At 38.1% G+C, this 18,529-nt stretch carries 12 protein-coding genes; 8 read left to right on the plus strand and 4 right to left on the minus strand.

Translation table 11 applies throughout. From position 1 onward, the window contains the following. The first annotated feature begins 58 nt into the window (after nucleotides 1-58). On the plus strand, nucleotides 59-1,843 hold the full coding sequence (locus QM524_RS17145; RefSeq protein WP_283345514.1) for a gliding motility-associated C-terminal domain-containing protein: 1,785 nt from the start codon (nucleotides 59-61) through the stop codon (nucleotides 1,841-1,843). An 89-nt stretch (nucleotides 1,844-1,932) separates the two neighbouring features. Here the strand turns inward: QM524_RS17145 and gcvP are convergent, their stop codons facing one another. Beyond that, a complete protein-coding gene (gcvP, locus tag QM524_RS17150) occupies nucleotides 1,933-4,815 on the minus strand; it encodes an aminomethyl-transferring glycine dehydrogenase (RefSeq protein ID WP_283345515.1) in 2,883 nt (960 codons plus the stop codon). Nucleotides 4,816-5,204: 389 nt separating this feature from the next. On the opposite strand from gcvP, the gene QM524_RS17155 reads away from it, so the two are divergent. The 3 genes from QM524_RS17155 to carB all read left to right on the plus strand — a co-directional run bounded on the left by QM524_RS17155 (nucleotide 5,205) and on the right by carB (nucleotide 11,375). After that, nucleotides 5,205-6,803: a M28 family peptidase gene (locus tag QM524_RS17155; RefSeq protein ID WP_283345516.1), complete on the plus strand. Its 1,599-nt coding sequence runs from the start codon at nucleotides 5,205-5,207 to the stop codon at nucleotides 6,801-6,803. A 383-nt stretch (nucleotides 6,804-7,186) separates the two neighbouring features. Continuing rightward, on the plus strand, nucleotides 7,187-8,218 hold the full coding sequence (locus QM524_RS17160; protein ID WP_283345517.1) for a M28 family peptidase: 1,032 nt from the start codon (nucleotides 7,187-7,189) through the stop codon (nucleotides 8,216-8,218). A gap of 331 nt (nucleotides 8,219-8,549) precedes the next feature. Beyond that, nucleotides 8,550-11,375, plus strand: a complete 2,826-nt coding sequence (gene carB, locus QM524_RS17165; RefSeq protein ID WP_283345518.1) for a carbamoyl-phosphate synthase large subunit — start codon at nucleotides 8,550-8,552, stop codon at nucleotides 11,373-11,375. Between the two features lie 196 nt (nucleotides 11,376-11,571). Here carB and QM524_RS17170 read toward each other — a convergent pair whose 3' ends face one another. Both QM524_RS17170 and QM524_RS17175 read right to left on the minus strand, forming a co-directional pair. Beyond that, nucleotides 11,572-12,192 (minus strand): hypothetical protein, encoded by a 621-nt coding sequence (locus tag QM524_RS17170; protein WP_283345519.1) that lies wholly within the window; start codon nucleotides 12,190-12,192, stop codon nucleotides 11,572-11,574. A 304-nt stretch (nucleotides 12,193-12,496) separates the two neighbouring features. Then, entirely contained in the window at nucleotides 12,497-13,627 is a 1,131-nt protein-coding gene (locus tag QM524_RS17175) for a carbon-nitrogen hydrolase family protein (protein ID WP_283345520.1), read from the minus strand. Nucleotides 13,628-13,809: 182 nt separating this feature from the next. Between QM524_RS17175 and QM524_RS17180 the strand changes: the two genes are divergently transcribed. Continuing rightward, on the plus strand, nucleotides 13,810-14,313 hold the full coding sequence (locus QM524_RS17180) for a dihydrofolate reductase (protein WP_283345521.1): 504 nt from the start codon (nucleotides 13,810-13,812) through the stop codon (nucleotides 14,311-14,313). Nucleotides 14,314-14,355: 42 nt separating this feature from the next. After that, nucleotides 14,356-14,766 (plus strand): molybdenum cofactor biosynthesis protein MoaE, encoded by a 411-nt coding sequence (locus QM524_RS17185; protein WP_283345522.1) that lies wholly within the window; start codon nucleotides 14,356-14,358, stop codon nucleotides 14,764-14,766. A gap of 193 nt (nucleotides 14,767-14,959) precedes the next feature. Here QM524_RS17185 and QM524_RS17190 read toward each other — a convergent pair whose 3' ends face one another. Next, entirely contained in the window at nucleotides 14,960-15,982 is a 1,023-nt protein-coding gene (locus QM524_RS17190) for a LuxE/PaaK family acyltransferase (RefSeq protein ID WP_095166850.1), read from the minus strand. 270 nt (nucleotides 15,983-16,252) lie between these two features. Between QM524_RS17190 and QM524_RS17195 the strand changes: the two genes are divergently transcribed. Both QM524_RS17195 and QM524_RS17200 read left to right on the plus strand, forming a co-directional pair. Further along, nucleotides 16,253-16,795, plus strand: coding sequence for a hypothetical protein (locus QM524_RS17195; protein ID WP_283345523.1), 543 nt, complete (start codon nucleotides 16,253-16,255; stop codon nucleotides 16,793-16,795). 307 nt (nucleotides 16,796-17,102) lie between these two features. Further along, complete coding sequence (locus QM524_RS17200) at nucleotides 17,103-18,368, plus strand: hypothetical protein (RefSeq protein ID WP_283345524.1); 1,266 nt, start codon at nucleotides 17,103-17,105, stop codon at nucleotides 18,366-18,368. Nucleotides 18,369-18,529 lie beyond the last annotated feature (161 nt).

The following is an 18,529-nucleotide window of genomic DNA, read 5'->3' on the forward strand; positions in this document are numbered from 1 at the left end:
GAATTTTCAAATAGCCCATATCAAAAAGCATTTCCTACAATTTCGATTACTAACTTATATGCCCATAAATATTTACCGATATATTGCCTTTTTTACCATATTATTCCTGAGTTATTCTTCGTCATTTGCACAGCAAATTAAGATGGATGGTTTAGGTATATGCCCTAACAGTTCTCTACGTTTGTATGTTGATAATCCCGATGATTATTCAGGTTTTAGTTGGCAACAGTTCGTGGTATCCTCACAAAGTTGGTCGGCTCAAGTGAATGGGGTGGGAGGTGTCAATGGTAGTGATTTGAATATTACAGAATCAGGTAGATATAGACTTTTTGCTAACCGTAAATCTGGTAACGCAACTGTTTCATTTCCAGAAGTAACAGTTGTAGATTTGATAGCTCCAGTTTCAGAAATTACCCCTGCAAGTCCTACAAACCAAATCTGTAAAGGTAATTCCTTAGAGCTTCGAGCAAATATAGTCACTAATGTTTTTTATAATTGGCGACTCAATAATAGCTCGCTAAACAATAATAATACTGTCATTAAGGCTACCAAAGAAGGTAAGTATGTACTCGAAGTAATAGATAGAACTACAGGTTGTGTAAAATCATCTACCCCTTATGAGATTACTTATTTTTCCTTACAACAACCAGTCATTACGCCCGTTCCAACAGTCTGTGGTGTAAGTACAGCAGGCTTTAATCTTTCGGTAAATTATGCTGGAGGTACGTTCAGAGGGCCAGGTATTACCAATACCTCCATGGGCTTTTTTTCGCCACAAGATGCCAAAGTAGGAACTCACAAAATCTTTTATTCTTTGCCACAAAATAATAGCTGTCCAAATTTAGAGGACAGTGTTCAAATTGTTGTAAAAGACCCTCAAGTGGTACTTACTAGTAGCACTGGCGGTACAGATTTTTGTATTGGACAACCAGCCAGTTTACAAGCTACCACAGGTTTTGTAAGTTATGAATGGTCTCAAAATAGTACTATACTTTCGGAGGTAGGTAGCAAATTAACAATCACTAGTGATGCTGATTATAAAGTGAAGGTTTCGGATGGAGAGTGTAGTGCCGAAAAGGTATTCACGGCAAAATTTGTTAATCAGGTTCAGCCCAAAATTACTAATATTCCCTCCGTTTGTGGACTCAATCATACAGCCATCCCTTTGGAAGGTACTCCTATTGGCGGTACATTTACCATCGATGGTATTGCTGCAACGCAGTTTGATTATGCCAAATTAGGCGTAGGAAAACACACCGTAAATTATGAGGTAAGAGGTACATTGAGTTGTTTGAATGGTGTGGCTAATCAAGATGTAATCATTCATGAAATTCCTAAAATCGAATTTGCTCGTACTGAATTTATGTGGAAAGGTTCAAGTGTAACTCTTCAAAGCAATTATACAGATCCGACATATCTTTATACATGGAGTCCTAATGTTGCCTTAAGCGATCCAAAAATTCCAACACCTATCGCTAATCCTTCAGCAACACAGACTTACACTTTGAAGGTAGAAAGTCCATTTAGCTCAAATTGTAGTGACGAAAAATCGGTAGATGTCGTAGTGTTTGAAAAAATCTGGATTCCAGATGTATTTACTCCTAATGGAGACGGATTTAATGATACTTGGGAATTAACCAACATAACAGCATATCCTAATGCAGAAGTACGGGTATTTAATCGATGGGGCGAAATAGCCTATTACTCCTATGGCGCTTATGCGGGCTTCGATGGAACCTATAATGGGCGAGTATTGCCAATGGGATCTTATACCTACCATATCATACCTTTCCCTGATCATCCAGAGTTAGAGTTGAAGGGTACTTTAGCTATTTTTAGATAAAAAAAGGGGCAATTTGAGTTATCAAATTGCCCCTTTTTATTTAGGAAGTGTGGAGCATCTGCTTAAGCAAATTTTCCATACTGTATTGATTATTGTGCGTAAGCCTCTGTTGGAATACAAGCACAAATCAAGTTACGGTCACCGTAAGCTGAGTCAATTCTTGAAACGCTTGGCCAGAACTTATTCGCTTTTACATACGCCAATGGGAATACCGCTTTCTCACGAGAATATGGTTTATCCCAGTTTTCTTGTAATGCTACATATTGCGTATGTGGAGCGTTTTTCAAAACGTTGTTGGTTTTGTCTGCACCAGCTTCAATTTCAGCAATCTCTTCACGAATAGCAATCATCGCATCGCAGAAACGGTCTAATTCAGCTTTAGATTCAGATTCGGTTGGCTCAACCATCAATGTTCCAGCAACTGGGAACGAAAGGGTAGGAGCATGGAATCCATAGTCCATCAAACGCTTTGCAATATCTTCTGCTTCAACACCTGCCGAAAGTTTGAATGGACGACAATCCAAAATCATTTCGTGAGCACAACGTCCTTCTGTACCTGTGTAAAGTACAGGGTAGTGTCCTTCCAAACGAGCTTTGATATAGTTAGCATTCAAAATTGCTGTTTCTGTAGCTCTTGTCAATCCGTCGCCGCCCATCAAAGCAATGTAAGCATAAGGAATAGTCAAGATACTAGCTGAACCGTAAGGAGCAGCCGAAACAGCTGTGATACCTAATTTACCACCAGCATCTTTCACAACAGCGTGAGCAGGCAAGAATGGAGCCAAGTGTGCAGCTACACCGATTGGACCCATACCGGGACCACCACCACCGTGAGGAATACAGAATGTTTTGTGTAGGTTAAGGTGACAAACGTCAGCGCCAATAGTTGCAGGAGATGTAAGACCTACCTGAGCGTTCATGTTTGCTCCGTCCATATATACCTGACCACCGTGCTCATGAATCAATGCACAAATTTCTTTGATTGACTCTTCGAATACACCGTGAGTAGATGGATACGTAACCATCAAGCAAGAAAGACTATCAGAATATTGTTCTGCTTTTTCACGCAAGTCAGCAACGTCGATGTTTCCGTTTTCGTCACATTTTGTTACAACCACTTTCATACCCGCCATAACAGCCGATGCTGGGTTAGTTCCGTGTGCAGAAGAAGGAATCAAGGCTACATTACGATTGAAATCACCTCTTGACTCATGATATGCACGAATTACCATCAAACCTGCGTATTCACCTTGAGCACCAGAGTTTGGTTGGAATGACATTTGTGCAAAACCAGTGATTTCAGACAACCATACGTTTAGCTCATCAATCATTTTCAAATAACCACCAACCTGATTTTTTGGAGCAAATGGGTGAACGTTACCAAATTCTTGCCAAGTTACTGGAATCATTTCGGTAGTAGCGTTCAACTTCATGGTACAAGAACCCAACGAAATCATTGAGTGAACCATTGAAAGGTCTTTGTTTTCCAATTGCTTCAAATAGCGCAACATTTCATGTTCTGAATGATAGCTATTGAAAACTTCGTGTGTCAAATATGCACTTTCACGTTTCAAAGAAGCAGGGAAAGCATAATCAACTTTTTCGAAAAGGCTTTCTAGTTTTACTTCTTTTTTACCAATTTTTTCAAAAGCGTAGATAATCGTTTCTACGTCTTCCAAAGTACAAGTTTCGTCCAAAGAAATACCGATATAACGGTAGTCATCATAATAACGGAAGTTGATGCCATTAGCCAATGCTTCCATTCTTAAACGCTTCTCGTCTTCGTCGATAAATACTTTAATCGTATCAAAATATGATTCAGTCTCTACTTTATATCCTAGCTCTTCGAGAGCCAAAGCTGTCAATTTAGTCAAGCCATGAACTTTCTCCGCAATAGCTTTGATACCTTCTGGACCATGATAAACCGCATAAGCCGCAGCCATTACCGACAACAATACTTGTGCTGTACAAATATTTGAAGTAGCTTTTTCACGACGGATATGTTGCTCGCGTGTCTGTAAAGCCATACGCAAAGCACGATTTCCCTGAGCATCTACAGATACCCCGATAATACGACCTGGAATATGACGTTTGAATTCTTCTTTTGTTGCAAAGAATGCAGCGTGAGGACCACCAAAGCCCATTGGCACACCAAATCTTTGAGAAGAACCTACTACAACATCTGCACCCATTTCACCTGGAGATTTTAACAAACTCAAGGCAAGCAAATCTGCTGCAACAATAACATTGATACTCAACTCATGTGCAGAAGCAATAAAGTCTGTGTAATCAAAAACAGAACCATCACCAGCAGGATATTGTACAAATACAGCGTAAATATCTTCCTGAGTAAGGTCAACAGTACGGTGGTCGCCTACTACAACCTTGATACCAAGTGGAGTAGCACGTGTAACCAATACATCGATAGTCTGAGGGTGACATAGTTCAGAAACAAAGATGGTTTCAGCGTTTTTCTTAGCACCTTTTCTTTGTCCGTGAAGCATAGTCATCGCTTCAGCAGCAGCTGTACCTTCGTCGAGCAACGAGGCATTAGCAATTTCCATTCCTGTCAAATCAATTATCATGGTTTGATAATTGAGCAACATCTCCAAACGACCTTGAGCAATTTCTGCTTGATAAGGAGTATAAGCAGTATACCAAGCTGGATTTTCAAGAATATTACGTAAAATCACAGAAGGAGTGATTGTATCATAATATCCCATCCCAATATGAGATTTGTAGGTATCATTTAACTGAGCTAATTTCTTGAAATCTTTCAAAAATTGAGCTTCAGATTTTGCTTTTGGAAGATTTAATGCCTGTGGCAAACGAATTGCCGCAGGTACTGTTTGGTTGATGAGTGTTTCGATCGAATCAACACCAATTGCCTCTAACATAGCCTTACGGTCAGCTACATGTGAGTTGTTATGGCGTGTCTCAAATTTTTCCTGATACTGAAAGTTGATTTTCATTAAATGGGTGATTTGATGGTATTTTGTCGGAAATCGCTGCAAATTTAAGTAGAATTATTATCAAAACAGCAAACACTTGTTCACAAATCCCTAACATTGAATCCAGAAGGCTCGGACAGTGCTAATTAGAGCGATTTTTATAAGTAACATCCTGTTTCAGAAGATTGTTCTAGTAATTTTTTTCAAAAAAAACGCAGCAATCATTCTTGGATTAATCCTGTTTTAGGTAAGTGTTTACTAATTCTCTGACTTTTGTGAGAAAATTGCATGAGATAGAAGAGCCTCCAAGAGAAAAAATGTTTAAGCTCTGCTATACCCCCACAAACTCCCATTTGTCCCACACCAAGAATTCATTATCTTCGTAGATTCATTCAACAAAATACCTTTATATGAAAAAACTGATAGTACCCGCTGTCTTGTTACTCATGACTGGTACGGCTACTTTGGCACAGGATAAAGTGATTGCTAAGTACGCTAATACCATCAAGGCTGACGACCTAAAAAAACATCTTACATTTATTGCCTCTGATAGCCTAAAAGGTAGAGACACTGGCTCGCCAGAACAAAAAGTAGCTGCACAATACATTGCCAATCATTTCGAATCGGTAGGCTTGAAAGGAATCGTTGGTGCCGACAAATCGCATTTCCAATTAGTAGATTTAGTGAAACGTGGTTGGGGCGAATTTTATATCAAGTCTAACACTAAGACTTATGTGTACCTCCAAGACTTTATTGCTAGCAATACAGCTCCAATCAACACTGAAGAAAAAGTAGATTTCGTATTTGTGGGTTATGGTATCGACGAATCTCGCTTGAGCGACTACGCTACCATGGACGTAAAAGGAAAAGTGATTGTAGCATTTGATGGCGAACCTCGTAATACCGATGGTACTTATGTACTTTCAGGTAGTAACGAAGCTTCAAAATGGAGTAAAGCTGACAGCTGGAAAGATAAAATGGCGATTGCTAAAGAAAAAGGAGCAAAAGCTATGATATTGATTACAAAAACTTCAGACGAAGATTTTGATAAAGCGATCAAACAGCGCCAAGTAATGATGAAGCGTTTTGGCAATGCTCGTATGGGATTCCGTGAAGATGGTGAGCCTAAAGGAGCTGATTTTGCTGTCCTAAACGTGAGCAATGCTATGGCAACAGATTTGTTGGGCATCAAAGCTGGCGATTTGGATGCACTTCGTGCTAAAGCTGCCGAAACGAAAAAAACAGTTGCTGGTTCTTTGACGCCACAAACAGGCGCTTTACGTATCGAGCGCACTATTACTCCTGTCGAAACTTACAACGTATTGGGTTTCTTGGAAGGTACTGACAAAAAAGATGAAATCGTTGTGGTAACTTCTCACTACGACCACGTGGGTGTAAACGATGGTAAAATCTATAACGGTGCAGATGATGATGGCTCTGGAACGGTATCTGTATTAGAGGTATCTGAGGCTTTCGGAAAAGCTGCCAAAGCTGGTCACCGTCCGCGTCGTAGTATGTTGTTTATGACGGTAACTGGTGAAGAAAAAGGCTTGTTAGGTTCTGAGTATTATGTAAGACATCCCGTGTTGCCTTTGGAAAACACAGTTTGCGATATCAATATCGATATGGTAGGTCGTACCGACAAAGAACATGAAGGAAAAGGTGACTATATCTATGTGATTGGTTCTGATAAATTGTCTTCAGAATTACATCAAATCATGGAGATGAGCAATAACAAGTACACAAAAATGGATTTGGATTACCGTTACAATGACCCTAACGATCCTAATCGTTTCTATTATCGTTCAGACCATTATAACTTTGCTAAAAACAAAATTCCTGTAGCATTTTTCTTCAACGGTGTTCATGATGATTATCACCAGCCTACCGACGATGTAGAGAAAATTGAATTTAACAAAATGGAAAAACGTGCCAAATTGGTGTACTATATGGCATGGGATTTGGCAAACCGTGATAAACGTATCGTGGTAGATTCAAACAAACCTTAATAGGAGTGCTGATTTTGAGAAGTTATCAAATCAAGTGCTAAAGCGCAAAAATAAAGTCCAAGCAACAAAGGCAGCTTATATGGCTGCCTTTGTGCTACATGGGGCATTAAGTAACACAGCGAAATTAACTCTGACGATTTAGCTTTCAGTCAAATATTTCTTATGAAATAGTAGTAGGTTTTTGTAATAGGCACTAGGCAACAGGCAAAGAGTTTTAACATGCTTTTTGATAAGCACAGACTTGTTTTTGTCCAAAGACCATGGCCCAAAGCCGAAAACTTAAATTTACATTCACAATTCACAACTCACAATTCAGCACTAATACCTTGAGGTGTTGCCCCTTTCGCCTGTTCACCAAAAGTACCATTTATCCAAGAACAATTATGCTTAAAAAATTACTCTTCTGTTTAACATTGATTCCCTATTATTTACAGGCTCAAGACAGCACTGCACTACGATTTGCGCAGTATATTTCGGTGCCAGAATTAAAAAAACATTTAACCTACATTGCATCCGATGAGCTAGCGGGTCGTCGTACAGGTACTGTTGGACAAAAAAAGGCGGCTCAGTATATAGCAAAACATTTTGAGAGCCAAGGCTTATTACCAATCGTAAAAGATAGCCTCAAAGGAGATAGTTTTATTCAACCATTTTATATTAAACGTTATTTCTTAGAACAATATAGCGTCATTCATGCTCCTAAGACACAGCATATCAAAGGACGAGGCGTCATTCCTACCGAAAATGTCTTGGGCTTTATTGAAGGCACAGATAGAAAAGACGAAGTAGTCGTGATTACAGCACATTACGACCATTTAGGAAAAGATCAAGGGAAAGTATATAACGGAGCCGATGATGATGGCTCAGGCACATCTACGATTTTGGCATTGGCTACCGCCTTTGCGGAGGCACAAAAAGCAGGTTATAAACCTTCAAGAAGTATATTGTTGATGACCGTAGCGGGAGAAGAAATGGGATTATTAGGTTCTGAATTTTATACAGAACACCCTATTATTCCACTTGAAAAAACAGTTTGTAATCTCAATATTGATATGGTAGGGCGTATCGATCATTATCATGAAGAAGAAAAAGACCCCAACTATGTTTATGTGATTGGTTCAGACAAAATGAATCCCAAATTGGATAGTCTTTTAAAAAATACCAACAATACCTATACCCACTTGTCGTTGGATTATGCCTATAGCTCAGAGATGCACCCATTACAGTTATATTATCGTTCAGATCACTACAATTTTGCCAAGCATAATATCCCAATTATCTTTTTTACCAATGGAGAACATGAAGATTATCACAAGGCAACTGACGATGTAGAGAAGATTGAATTTGACATTTTGCAAAAACGTGCGCAACTATTCTTTTTTCTGGCTTGGCGTATTGCTAGAGGCGAATTTTAGGGGTTTTTAGGGTAAAAACAGAATAATATTTTTCTTAGAAAGTTTTTGAAAAATTAAATAAATACAATTTTAGGCTTCGTTTTTCGGCTCAATCTATTACCTTTGTGCAATTTTTGAGCATATCCTTCCTTTGTTACCGCTATGTAATTCAAGGATGTTCCACAAAAATTGCACTCTGATAATCAGGTATTTGCTAATGATTAGCTTTTTTGAATCATGTTCTTCTCGCACATTTCAATTAATCATTAAGCTTTTAATCGTAAATCACTGAAAGTCAGTACTGAATACTTTTATTTTACGTATTATTTCAAAACTAACATAAAGTACAGCCGTGCCTAAAGACACATCCATCAAGTCCGTTCTCATTATCGGTTCAGGTCCAATTATCATCGGTCAGGCTTGCGAATTTGACTATTCTGGCTCGCAAGCAGCGCGTTCACTTCGTGAAGAAGGAATCGAGGTTATTTTGATTAACTCGAATCCTGCCACGATTATGACAGACCCTCTCAATGCAGACCATGTATATCTGAAGCCACTTGAGAAAAAGTCTATTATTGAAATCTTAGAGAAACACAAAGTCGATGCCGTTTTGCCAACTATGGGTGGTCAGACGGCATTAAATTTAGCTATCGATTGCGACGCTGCAGGTATCTGGGAAAAATACGGAGTACGTATCATCGGTGTAGACATCAATGCGATTGAAACTACCGAAGACCGCGAGAAGTTCCGTTTGAAAATGCTAGAAATTGGTGTTGGCGTTTGTAAAGGTCGTACTGCACGTTCTTTCTTGGAGGGTAAAGAAATTGCGCAGGAAACAGGCTTCCCTTTGGTTATTCGTCCTTCGTTTACCTTGGGTGGTACTGGTGGTGGTTTTGTTAATGAGCCAAAAGATTTTGACGCTGCTCTTAACAAAGGTTTGCACGCTTCGCCTACGCATGAAGTATTGGTAGAACAATCTATCATGGGTTGGAAAGAATACGAACTTGAGTTGTTGCGTGACAACTTGGGCAACGTAATCATTATCTGTTCTATCGAGAACTTTGACCCAATGGGTATTCACACTGGTGACTCTATTACAGTAGCTCCAGCGATGACTTTGCCAGACACTATCTACCAAAAGATGCGTGACATGGCCATCAAGATGATGAATGCGATTGGTAAGTTTGCGGGTGGTTGTAACGTTCAGTTTGCCTTGAATCCTGATACAGACGATATCATTGCTATCGAAATCAACCCACGTGTATCTCGTTCTTCGGCTTTAGCTTCGAAAGCAACTGGTTATCCAATTGCTAAAATCGCTGCTAAAATGGCGATTGGTTACAACCTCGACGAGTTAACGAATGCTATTACAGGATCAACTTCTGCGTTTTTCGAACCAGCACTTGACTATGTGATTGTGAAAGTACCACGTTGGAACTTTGATAAATTCCACGGAGCTGACAAATCTTTGGGTCTCCAAATGAAGTCAGTAGGTGAGGCTATGGGTATTGGTCGTAACTTCCAAGAGGCATTGCAAAAAGCTTGTCAATCACTCGAAATCAAACGTAATGGTTTGGGAGCAGATGGAAAAGGCTTGCGCGATCAGGATGCTATCATGAAGTCATTGGCTAATCCATCTTGGAATCGTCTGTTCCATATCTACGATGCCTTCAAAATGGGTATCTCGTTCAAAACAATCCGCAACGCTACTAAGATTGACAAGTGGTTCTTATACCAAGTGGAAGATTTAGTAAGAGTGGAAAATGAACTAGAGAAATACACACTTCAGTCTGTACCAAAAGCATTATTGGAAGAAGCAAAACACAAAGGTTTTGCTGACCGTCAAATTGCTTACGCTTTACGTTGTTTAGAATCTGAAGTACACGACTTGCGTACAAGCTACGGTATTACACGTGTTTACAAATGCGTAGATACTTGTGCAGCTGAGTTTGAAGCAAAAACTCCTTATTTCTACTCATCATTCTCGCAAGGTTCAGAAACGCTTGATAATGAGTCAGTAGCAACTAATAAGAAAAAAGTAATCGTATTGGGTTCTGGTCCTAACCGTATCGGTCAAGGTATCGAATTTGACTATTCATGTGTACACGGTATTTTGGCGGCAAAAGAAGCAGGTTATGAGGCAATCATGATTAACTCAAACCCTGAAACCGTTTCGACTGACTTCGATATCGCTGATAAATTATACTTCGAACCAGTATTCTGGGAGCATGTTTATGACATTATCCAACACGAAAAACCAGAAGGTGTTATCGTTCAGTTGGGTGGTCAGACTGCACTTAAATTAGCTGAGAAATTATCGAAATATGGTATCAAAATTATTGGTACATCTTTCGAAGCCCTTGACTTAGCTGAAGACCGTGGTGCATTCTCTACATTGTTGAAAGAAAATGACATTCCATATCCTAAATTTGGAGTTTGTGAAGATGCTGACAATGCAGTAGAATTAGGTCGTCAATTGGGTTATCCTTTGTTGGTTCGTCCTTCTTACGTATTGGGTGGACAATCAATGAAGATTGTAATCAACGAGCAGGAGTTGGAACAACACGTTGTGGACATTCTACGCGATATTCCAGGTAATAAAATTTTGCTTGACCACTTCCTTGAGAATGCAATCGAAGCAGAAGCAGATGCAATCTGTGATGGCGAAGATGTATATATCATCGGAGTAATGGAGCATATTGAGCCTGCGGGTATCCACTCTGGTGACTCTCACTCGGTATTACCTCCATTTGATTTATCTGAAAATGTAATTCGTCAAATCGAAGAACATACTAGAAAAATCGCTATAGCGCTTCAAACAAAAGGTTTGATTAATATCCAGTTTGCCGTTAAAGACGAAGTGGTGTACATCATCGAAGCTAACCCACGTGCTTCGCGTACGGTGCCATTTATCTGTAAAGCATACCAAGAGCCGTATGTAAACTACGCTACTAAAGTAATGCTAGGTGCTAAATTGAAAGACTTCAACTTTGCTCCTAAGAAAAACGGATGGGCAATCAAGATTCCAGTATTCTCATTCAACAAATTCCCGAATGTAAATATGGAATTAGGGCCAGAAATGAAATCAACGGGTGAAGCCATTTACTTCATTGATTCATTGAAAGATGAGTTCTTCCGCAAAGTGTATAGCGAACGTAATTTGTATCTTTCTAAATAAGAAAAATACAAATTATAAATAATAAAAAGGGCTTTGAGTGCTAGTTACTCGAAGCCCTTTTTTTGTAGAAGTTAGTAGGCAAAATAAAATCCAACTATTTGGCTTTCGACTTTCAGGAATGGGCTTTTGGCAAAAACATGTTAAAACTCTTTGCCTAGTGCATGTTGCCTAAAGCACATACGACTACCTAAGAAAATTAAAATTCAATCTTCTCATCTACTGCTGTTCCTAATTTTTCTAACAAATCCATTACCTCTATAAATAGCTCAAACATAGTTTTAATGGTCTTAAAGTTGAGGATAATACCGTCCATTTCCATGTACAATTCATGTACTCCATCGGGTAGACCATCCATGAAAATACTACTATTATCTACAATTCTGAATTGGAAGTTTACTTGGTGAGAAATAGAAAGAAGACTCGTTTTGACAGAGCTGTTTGTTAGTAAATCTTGGATTTTGTGGTGATTGCTTTTGATAATAAATTTCTCATCAAATTTTGTATTGCCAATCGTAAGGTCTTGCGCACCCAATACTTTACCAATGATACCAAGCCAACCCTCTTCATAAATCCTAAAAACAAAGTTATCTAAGGTCTTATACCGACAACGCATCCGAGTAAAGGGAGGATTATGTTTGTCTAGTGTCCTATAGTCAACCTCTAGTCTGATTTTCCAATTACGATGCTGCCTTTCCAAGGCAACTGTATCATCAAGAAATCGTGATTGTGAAATGATTGTAGCCTTCAACGCTTTTTGATAGTCTGGCCAAACGTCTTTATGATTGGTATGGTGAGCAGAGTCGTCTAGTAAAAACATAGTAATCTCTTATGGGAGTAATGATAAAATACGTGGCTTGATATATGAATTAATTTTCATCATATCGTATATCTTAGACCAAAAAAACGTCAATAGAAAATTCCATTGACGTTTTTGCCTATACCTATATTAATATCGTTAACTTATTTTTGTTATTAATACTAACTGATTGGTAATGATTTTGGAAACAAACATTTGGCAAGCAATTAGTGCAATAACATATAAACTTAACATAAAAAATTGAAATTTAACATTATTTTCACTTCATTTTTTTAAACGGTAAAGTAAGACTTCCTAGATGGCGTTAAAGCCATAAACACGTTACAGTTGAGCTAAGTGATTGATTGTCAGTGTATGATTTTGTGCCAAGAGTAGAGGTCGTTCTTCCATCAAATCCAAAATCCCATAACTGCCCCTTTAGAAATACATTCATCCCTGCCTGCATATTCCCAACTGTAAATGCTTTTCCTACCATGGCATATTTTAGCCAAGCTTGTCCTTCTGTCAAAATGCCAATATCAGCTTTGGCTTGTGCTGGCGTTGGCCAACCACTGTAGCCAGTCCAGGGAATTTGCCAACCAAAATTGATAGAACAGAATGAAGGCACAGCCAAAATTTTTACACCCTTTTGCTTAAGAACTTGATAACCCTCTTGAAACCATGAATCCGCACAAATTAGTACTCCCAATTTACCTGCAGGAGTGTCGAAACTTGGAAGGTTTTGTATTGGCGAAGCCGCTAAAAATGCTTGTTCTTCAGCAATAGGAAAGCTTTTTTTGACCAAATCAATAGCAATACTTCCATTTGGGCGAAACACTGCCGAGACATTATACATGAGTCCATCTTGTGGAATGATCTCATTGTTTTCAACTTTGGGATTAGGTAAAAGAATAGACCCTGCCACAATATGTACCTGATACGTGGAGGCGATTTTCTTGAAAACATTACCATAAATCTTTGCCATTATTTCCGCTTTCATCTTAAAAATAGCATATCTTGGATGTACTTTAACAGAATCGGGAACACTCAAATAGGCACTCGCATAACTTCCTAAATTACTGAGCGCCATCGTTTGCAATGCCTTAGCTGATGAGGAAGAAGTATATACCGAATGCTTTTCATTAACAGTTACCAACCATGTGCCCAAATATTCGGGAAGCACAACAATACTTTTGCTGTTGAGCCAATGGCGTTGTTTGAGTTGAGCGAAATATCCATCCATTTTTTTATAAAAAGCTTTCTCTGAACTATAGTCTGCTGTGACCATGAAAGGTTGAATTCCAATGAGATTTCCACGACTTGAATCAATACCAATCGTTTGATAGTCTCTGAATTGAGCATCAGTAGGGAGGTCAAGCTCTTGTCGATCGAGATTGGACCAAATCAGATACCCGAATAGTAATAGTACTGGAATAAGTAGTAATAATTTTTTCATAGTTAGCATATCGGTATTGTATTCATAATTTTAGGGTTGCTAAAGTTATGGAGAATATGTTTAATAGAAAACCACAATTACGACTTAACAAGACCAACAATCTTGAAAGGCGTACTAATGGAAGAACATTAATTGCTTATTTTTACAAAAAAATTAGAATAGCATTTTAAAGAAATAAAACTTTGAAACTCTCAATAATTGTTGCAACAGCCGAACAGGGTGTAATAGGAAAAGACAATCAATTAATTTGGCATTTGCCCGAAGACCTTAAAATGTTTAGACGTTTGACAACTGGTCATGTGATTATCATGGGTCGTAAAACATTTGAGTCTATCGGTAATCCACTTCCTAATCGTACTTCCATCATTATTTCACACAATAACGACTATCAGGTTGAGGGTTGTATTGTTGTGAGTTCTTTAGAGGAGGCAATAGAAAAAGCAAAAGAGATTGAAACAGAAGAGGCTTTTATCATCGGTGGCGCTCAAATCTACGCGTTAGCATTGGATATGGCAGACACGGTATATTTGACCCAAGTGCATCATAATTTTGAAGGCGACGCTTTTTTCCCAGTATTAGATACAAATATTTGGACAGAAACAGAACGTAAGTCGTTTCAGCCAGACGAAAAGCATGCATATGCTTTCGATTTTGTTACTTTAGAAAAACGCACTGATAAGGCGTAGGATTCTTCGATATTTTCATCAAAAAACACATATCACAAGGCTATGATTGCTATTGCAGATTCTCCTATAATTATTCAAGAATGTATTGACGCTGCTCAGTCTGAAGGTGCTGGGGCAGTAGATGTATTTATTGGAACCGTTCGAAATCATAATAAAGACAAGTCGGTAGTAAGACTGGAGTTTGAAACGTATGATTCAATGGCTGTCAAAAAAATGCAAGAATTGGCAGACGAAGCACAAGTACGCTGGAATACTGAAAAAATTGTGATGGTTCACCGCAAAGGGGTACTTTCGATTGGCGATGTAGCGGTAGTAATAGCTGTAGCAACGCCTCACCGAGCAGCTTCATTTGAAGCCTGCAAGTGGCTTATCGATACGCTCAAGCAAGTAGTGCCTATCTGGAAAAAAGAAGTGTATGACAATGGTGAAGAATGGCTAGAAGCACATGCTTAAGAGTGATGAGTTTTGAGTTAGGAGTGCGGAGAAAATATCTATTTCGGATATCGGATGTTGGATTTCGGAAGTGTAGCCCATATTTTCGAATAATATTTTACAAAAATTGAGTTATTTTCAATATTTCCGAAATCAGAAATCCCAAATCCGTAATCGTCTGAAACTCCGCACTCCTAACACAAAACTCATCACTCTAAAGCGTCATCAAATTACAGCCTCTAATATCTGAATTATCGAACCTGCCCAGTATGCGGAAACGGCGATTGTCTGGCAAAAAGCTGCCTAAGTCTTTGGTTTCGATAAAAGAACATGAGTCGATATTGGCCAAGTCAATTACATTAATACCTCCTGAGCGCACACTTGAATCTACTAATGTAAAAGGGTCGTTGACGTCGCGCAACAACACACGCATAGACGCTGGAAGCTCAAAAATCCCTTCTCCATACGAATATCCCTGCGAAAGTAGCTCGGTCATACCATATTCCGAATGAATGCTTTTTACACCGAATGCCGCAGTTAATATCTCATGAACTTCTTCTCGTAATAACTCTTTTCTACGTCCTTTCATACCACCTGTTTCCATGATGATAACATCTTCAAAGTCTCTGAGGAAACTAAAATCTTCTCCTGACTCTGCTAAGTCCAAAAGCCCAAAAGTTACCCCTATTAATAGAATTTTTTGCTTAGGATTTGCTTTGTGAGCCTTTTTAAGACTTTCAATAAGTCCTTTGTAATCATTTAGGAAAAAACCAGAATATTGTGAATTGGTTTGCTCAATAAAACTTTTGACCATATAAACCAATGAAGAGTTGTTACGCTCCAAATAGGAGGGAAGCAAGGCCAAAATTTGAAAATTTGCCAAAGACCCATAAAATTTTTCGAATATCTGTATTGCAACCTTTACATAAAAATCTGGGTCATATACATAATGACGACTGGTTTGTGAGCCTGTAGTTCCGCTACTTTCAAAAACAACTTTGCTTGGTACTTGGTTGGTAATGATAGTTTGGGATTTGAAAAATTCGATTGGCAAAAAAGGAATGTCACTAACTGAAGTAATATCAGAAGTTTTTTTTCCAAGTTGCTCGATATATTGACGATAAATAGGATTGTTTGTAGCTTGAAATTGAAAAATATCAAGGGCAAGTGAATCAAAATTTGATTCATCTACCGACAATACTCGTTGTTTTAATATGTCAGCGTTTGATGATTGCATAGTATTGTAAAGAAACTTTTTGTAGCTCAATGTTGCTCTTATCTATATGAGAAGTAACAGCCTATAAATACAAAAATGTTGATTTTGGGAATTCTCCGTGCAAAATTACTTCAAATGATTAACTTTACAGAAGTTTGGTTTTGAAAGAACAACATTTCAAGGGCTTTTTCGTTCCAAGAATGCCATCGTTTTTTGAACACACAAAACGCTCTTAAACGCAGTCAGATAACTGTTTGATAGATTTTTACCTTGTAAAGAACTTGTGCCCCCATGAAAAAAATTACTTTTTTCTTATTAGGACTTTTTGGAATGCTTGGTTGCGTGAGCGAACCAACTTTTGACGTAATACCGTATATTGGCTTCAACTCGGCACGCATTATTACTAAAACTTCATCCGATCTTTTGGGCAATACCACCAAGCGTGACTCTTTGATTTTGACTATCAATTTTCAAGATGGTGACGGCGACTTAGGACTTACGCAAGATGATTATAAAAAGCTGATTTTGATTCAACCTAACTTACGTACTTTCGATGTGGATTTGTATGTAAAAAAGAAAGGTACTTATATCAAATCAACTCCTAGTTTTCCTTTAGGAGGAAACCATTTCCAACGTTATAAAGAAGGAGATAAGCCTGGTCCAATCGAGGGAAGTATTGATTTTTCTATCAATTTTGACTACAATAACTTCAGTGGTATTCCTTCATTGACAGGAAAAAAAGATACCATTCGTTTTGATATTTGGATTACCGACCGTGCCCTTCACAAAAGCAATGTGGTACAGTCTAACGATATTGTACTATTTGATAATTAATGTGGCGCTATGCAATAGGAGCTATGCAATAGGCTCTATGTTTTTATCATACCAATGTGAATTATTGAAAGAGAAGCTACCTAGATGGGTAGCTTTTTTTATGGAATTAGCCTTCACCTAAGTAATAGGGAAGAAGTAATAATACATCTGCGGTACATATTGATTGTAATCCTTCTGACTATGAGTTAATTCTAATAGCTGATTTACGGTTAACTAATAACTTTCTTTTACTTATCTTAAATAGCTTTAGAATTGCATCAATTTTTTGTAAATTAAGAAATAAGTTCAATATACTCTTCTCTCAGTTATGCGCGCTAACTTTTCTATAGTCACCCTATTGGTTTTTCTTTCGATGAAAGCCTATTCTCAAAATACAGAAACTTCTTTGAGGCGTTTTAATGTTCCTCTTGATTCTCTTGTTTATTACAATGTGGAGGATTTAACCTCTGTTAGATTTACGATGAGTCATATACCTTGGTTTGCTCCCAAAAACCAAGTTTTCGATAAAACGCAGATACATCCTGAAGCCATCATTAGAGTCAACGAGATAATTTTTTCCAATAAATCATATCTCGACAAAATGCCAAATGTTCAAGTATATGGCAATGCTACCGATACCTCAACATACTATGTGTATTTAAAGGAAAAACCGAGTCAAAAGAAGCCTGTTCCACTGTCAGCGGCGGTAATTCAGTATCTGGACGATTTGCCAGAAAGTTTTGTTACCTTCAAAAAATTGACTTTAGAGGAGCTTCGCTATACTTGCTCGGTAGAGCAACCTTTTTTTGATGGTTTAGGACTTTCATCAGAAAAAACCTCAACGTCTCCTCGATATTTGGTTGATGGACAACTACAAGCTATTGGATTTACTGAGCGGAATCTTAAGTTGCCCGAAATAGAATCTATTAAAGTCTATTCTCCTGAAAATGCCAAACGCTATTTTAGTTCACGATTTGAGGGAGGGTTAGTTGTAGTAAAAACACATAAAACTAAAACATTGCCCAATCTGGTTTTTAAAATTAATGTTGTAGAAAGTGAGAAGATAGCTTCTGATGGTGGATGGAAAATACTATCTGACACCGTTCTTGCTGATATGGATGAGTTTCGAGCTTATCGAAAAGCCAAGCTCGAAGCACAATCGGTGATTTATATGATTGATAATCGACTTGAGAATGAATATACCAATCGAAAAACAATCAATTTAGATGGTGTTGTGTCTATTGAAACCACTTTAGGACAAGGAAGTACTTCTTTTCCAGCTCCCGAAAGAAAGGAAAATAAAATAGATACCATCAAGATTAAAACGAGACAAGTATTTCACCAATCATTAGCAAATATGTCACGTGTGATATCTGAGCTAAAACAAATGCGTGAAAACAAAAAGCCTGAAATTCCACTCTATATAGTTGATAATGAAGAAATAGATATGGAAAAACTTAAACAGTTTTCGCGCAACGAAATAGAGCTGGTGACAGTACTTAGTTCCTGCGATGGAATGCAGAAATACGGAAAGAAAGCCGAGTTTGGGGCTGTTATCTTTAGACGAAAGAGCCCAAAAACCAGTCAGAACTAGGGTAGTAAATTGCACTATTTTACTTAAATTTGACAGACTTAAGTATTGTGTTGAAGGCATAAGGCAACAGACACAAGTCAAAAAGTGTTAAATTGTGTTTTAGTAACAATAGATACATTTTTGTCGAATGCCCAAAGCTGAAAACCATAAGCTCAAAAATT

The organism is Flectobacillus roseus (assembly GCF_030056595.1).
In the GTDB taxonomy this organism is placed as follows: domain Bacteria; phylum Bacteroidota; class Bacteroidia; order Cytophagales; family Spirosomataceae; genus Flectobacillus; species Flectobacillus roseus.

What these genes read in the sequence shown, in the direction of transcription:
- QM524_RS17145 (WP_283345514.1), top strand. Translation starts at nt 59, where the DNA reads ATGCCCATAAATATTTACCGATATATTGCCTTTTTTACCATATTATTC.
- gcvP (WP_283345515.1), bottom strand. Translation starts at nt 4,815, where the DNA reads ATGAAAATCAACTTTCAGTATCAGGAAAAATTTGAGACACGCCATAAC.
- QM524_RS17155 (WP_283345516.1), top strand. Translation starts at nt 5,205, where the DNA reads ATGAAAAAACTGATAGTACCCGCTGTCTTGTTACTCATGACTGGTACG.
- QM524_RS17160 (WP_283345517.1), top strand. Translation starts at nt 7,187, where the DNA reads ATGCTTAAAAAATTACTCTTCTGTTTAACATTGATTCCCTATTATTTA.
- QM524_RS17170 (WP_283345519.1), bottom strand. Translation starts at nt 12,192, where the DNA reads ATGTTTTTACTAGACGACTCTGCTCACCATACCAATCATAAAGACGTT.
- QM524_RS17175 (WP_283345520.1), bottom strand. Translation starts at nt 13,627, where the DNA reads ATGAAAAAATTATTACTACTTATTCCAGTACTATTACTATTCGGGTAT.
- QM524_RS17185 (WP_283345522.1), top strand. Translation starts at nt 14,356, where the DNA reads ATGATTGCTATTGCAGATTCTCCTATAATTATTCAAGAATGTATTGAC.
- QM524_RS17190 (WP_095166850.1), bottom strand. Translation starts at nt 15,982, where the DNA reads ATGCAATCATCAAACGCTGACATATTAAAACAACGAGTATTGTCGGTA.
- QM524_RS17195 (WP_283345523.1), top strand. Translation starts at nt 16,253, where the DNA reads ATGAAAAAAATTACTTTTTTCTTATTAGGACTTTTTGGAATGCTTGGT.
- QM524_RS17200 (WP_283345524.1), top strand. Translation starts at nt 17,103, where the DNA reads ATGCGCGCTAACTTTTCTATAGTCACCCTATTGGTTTTTCTTTCGATG.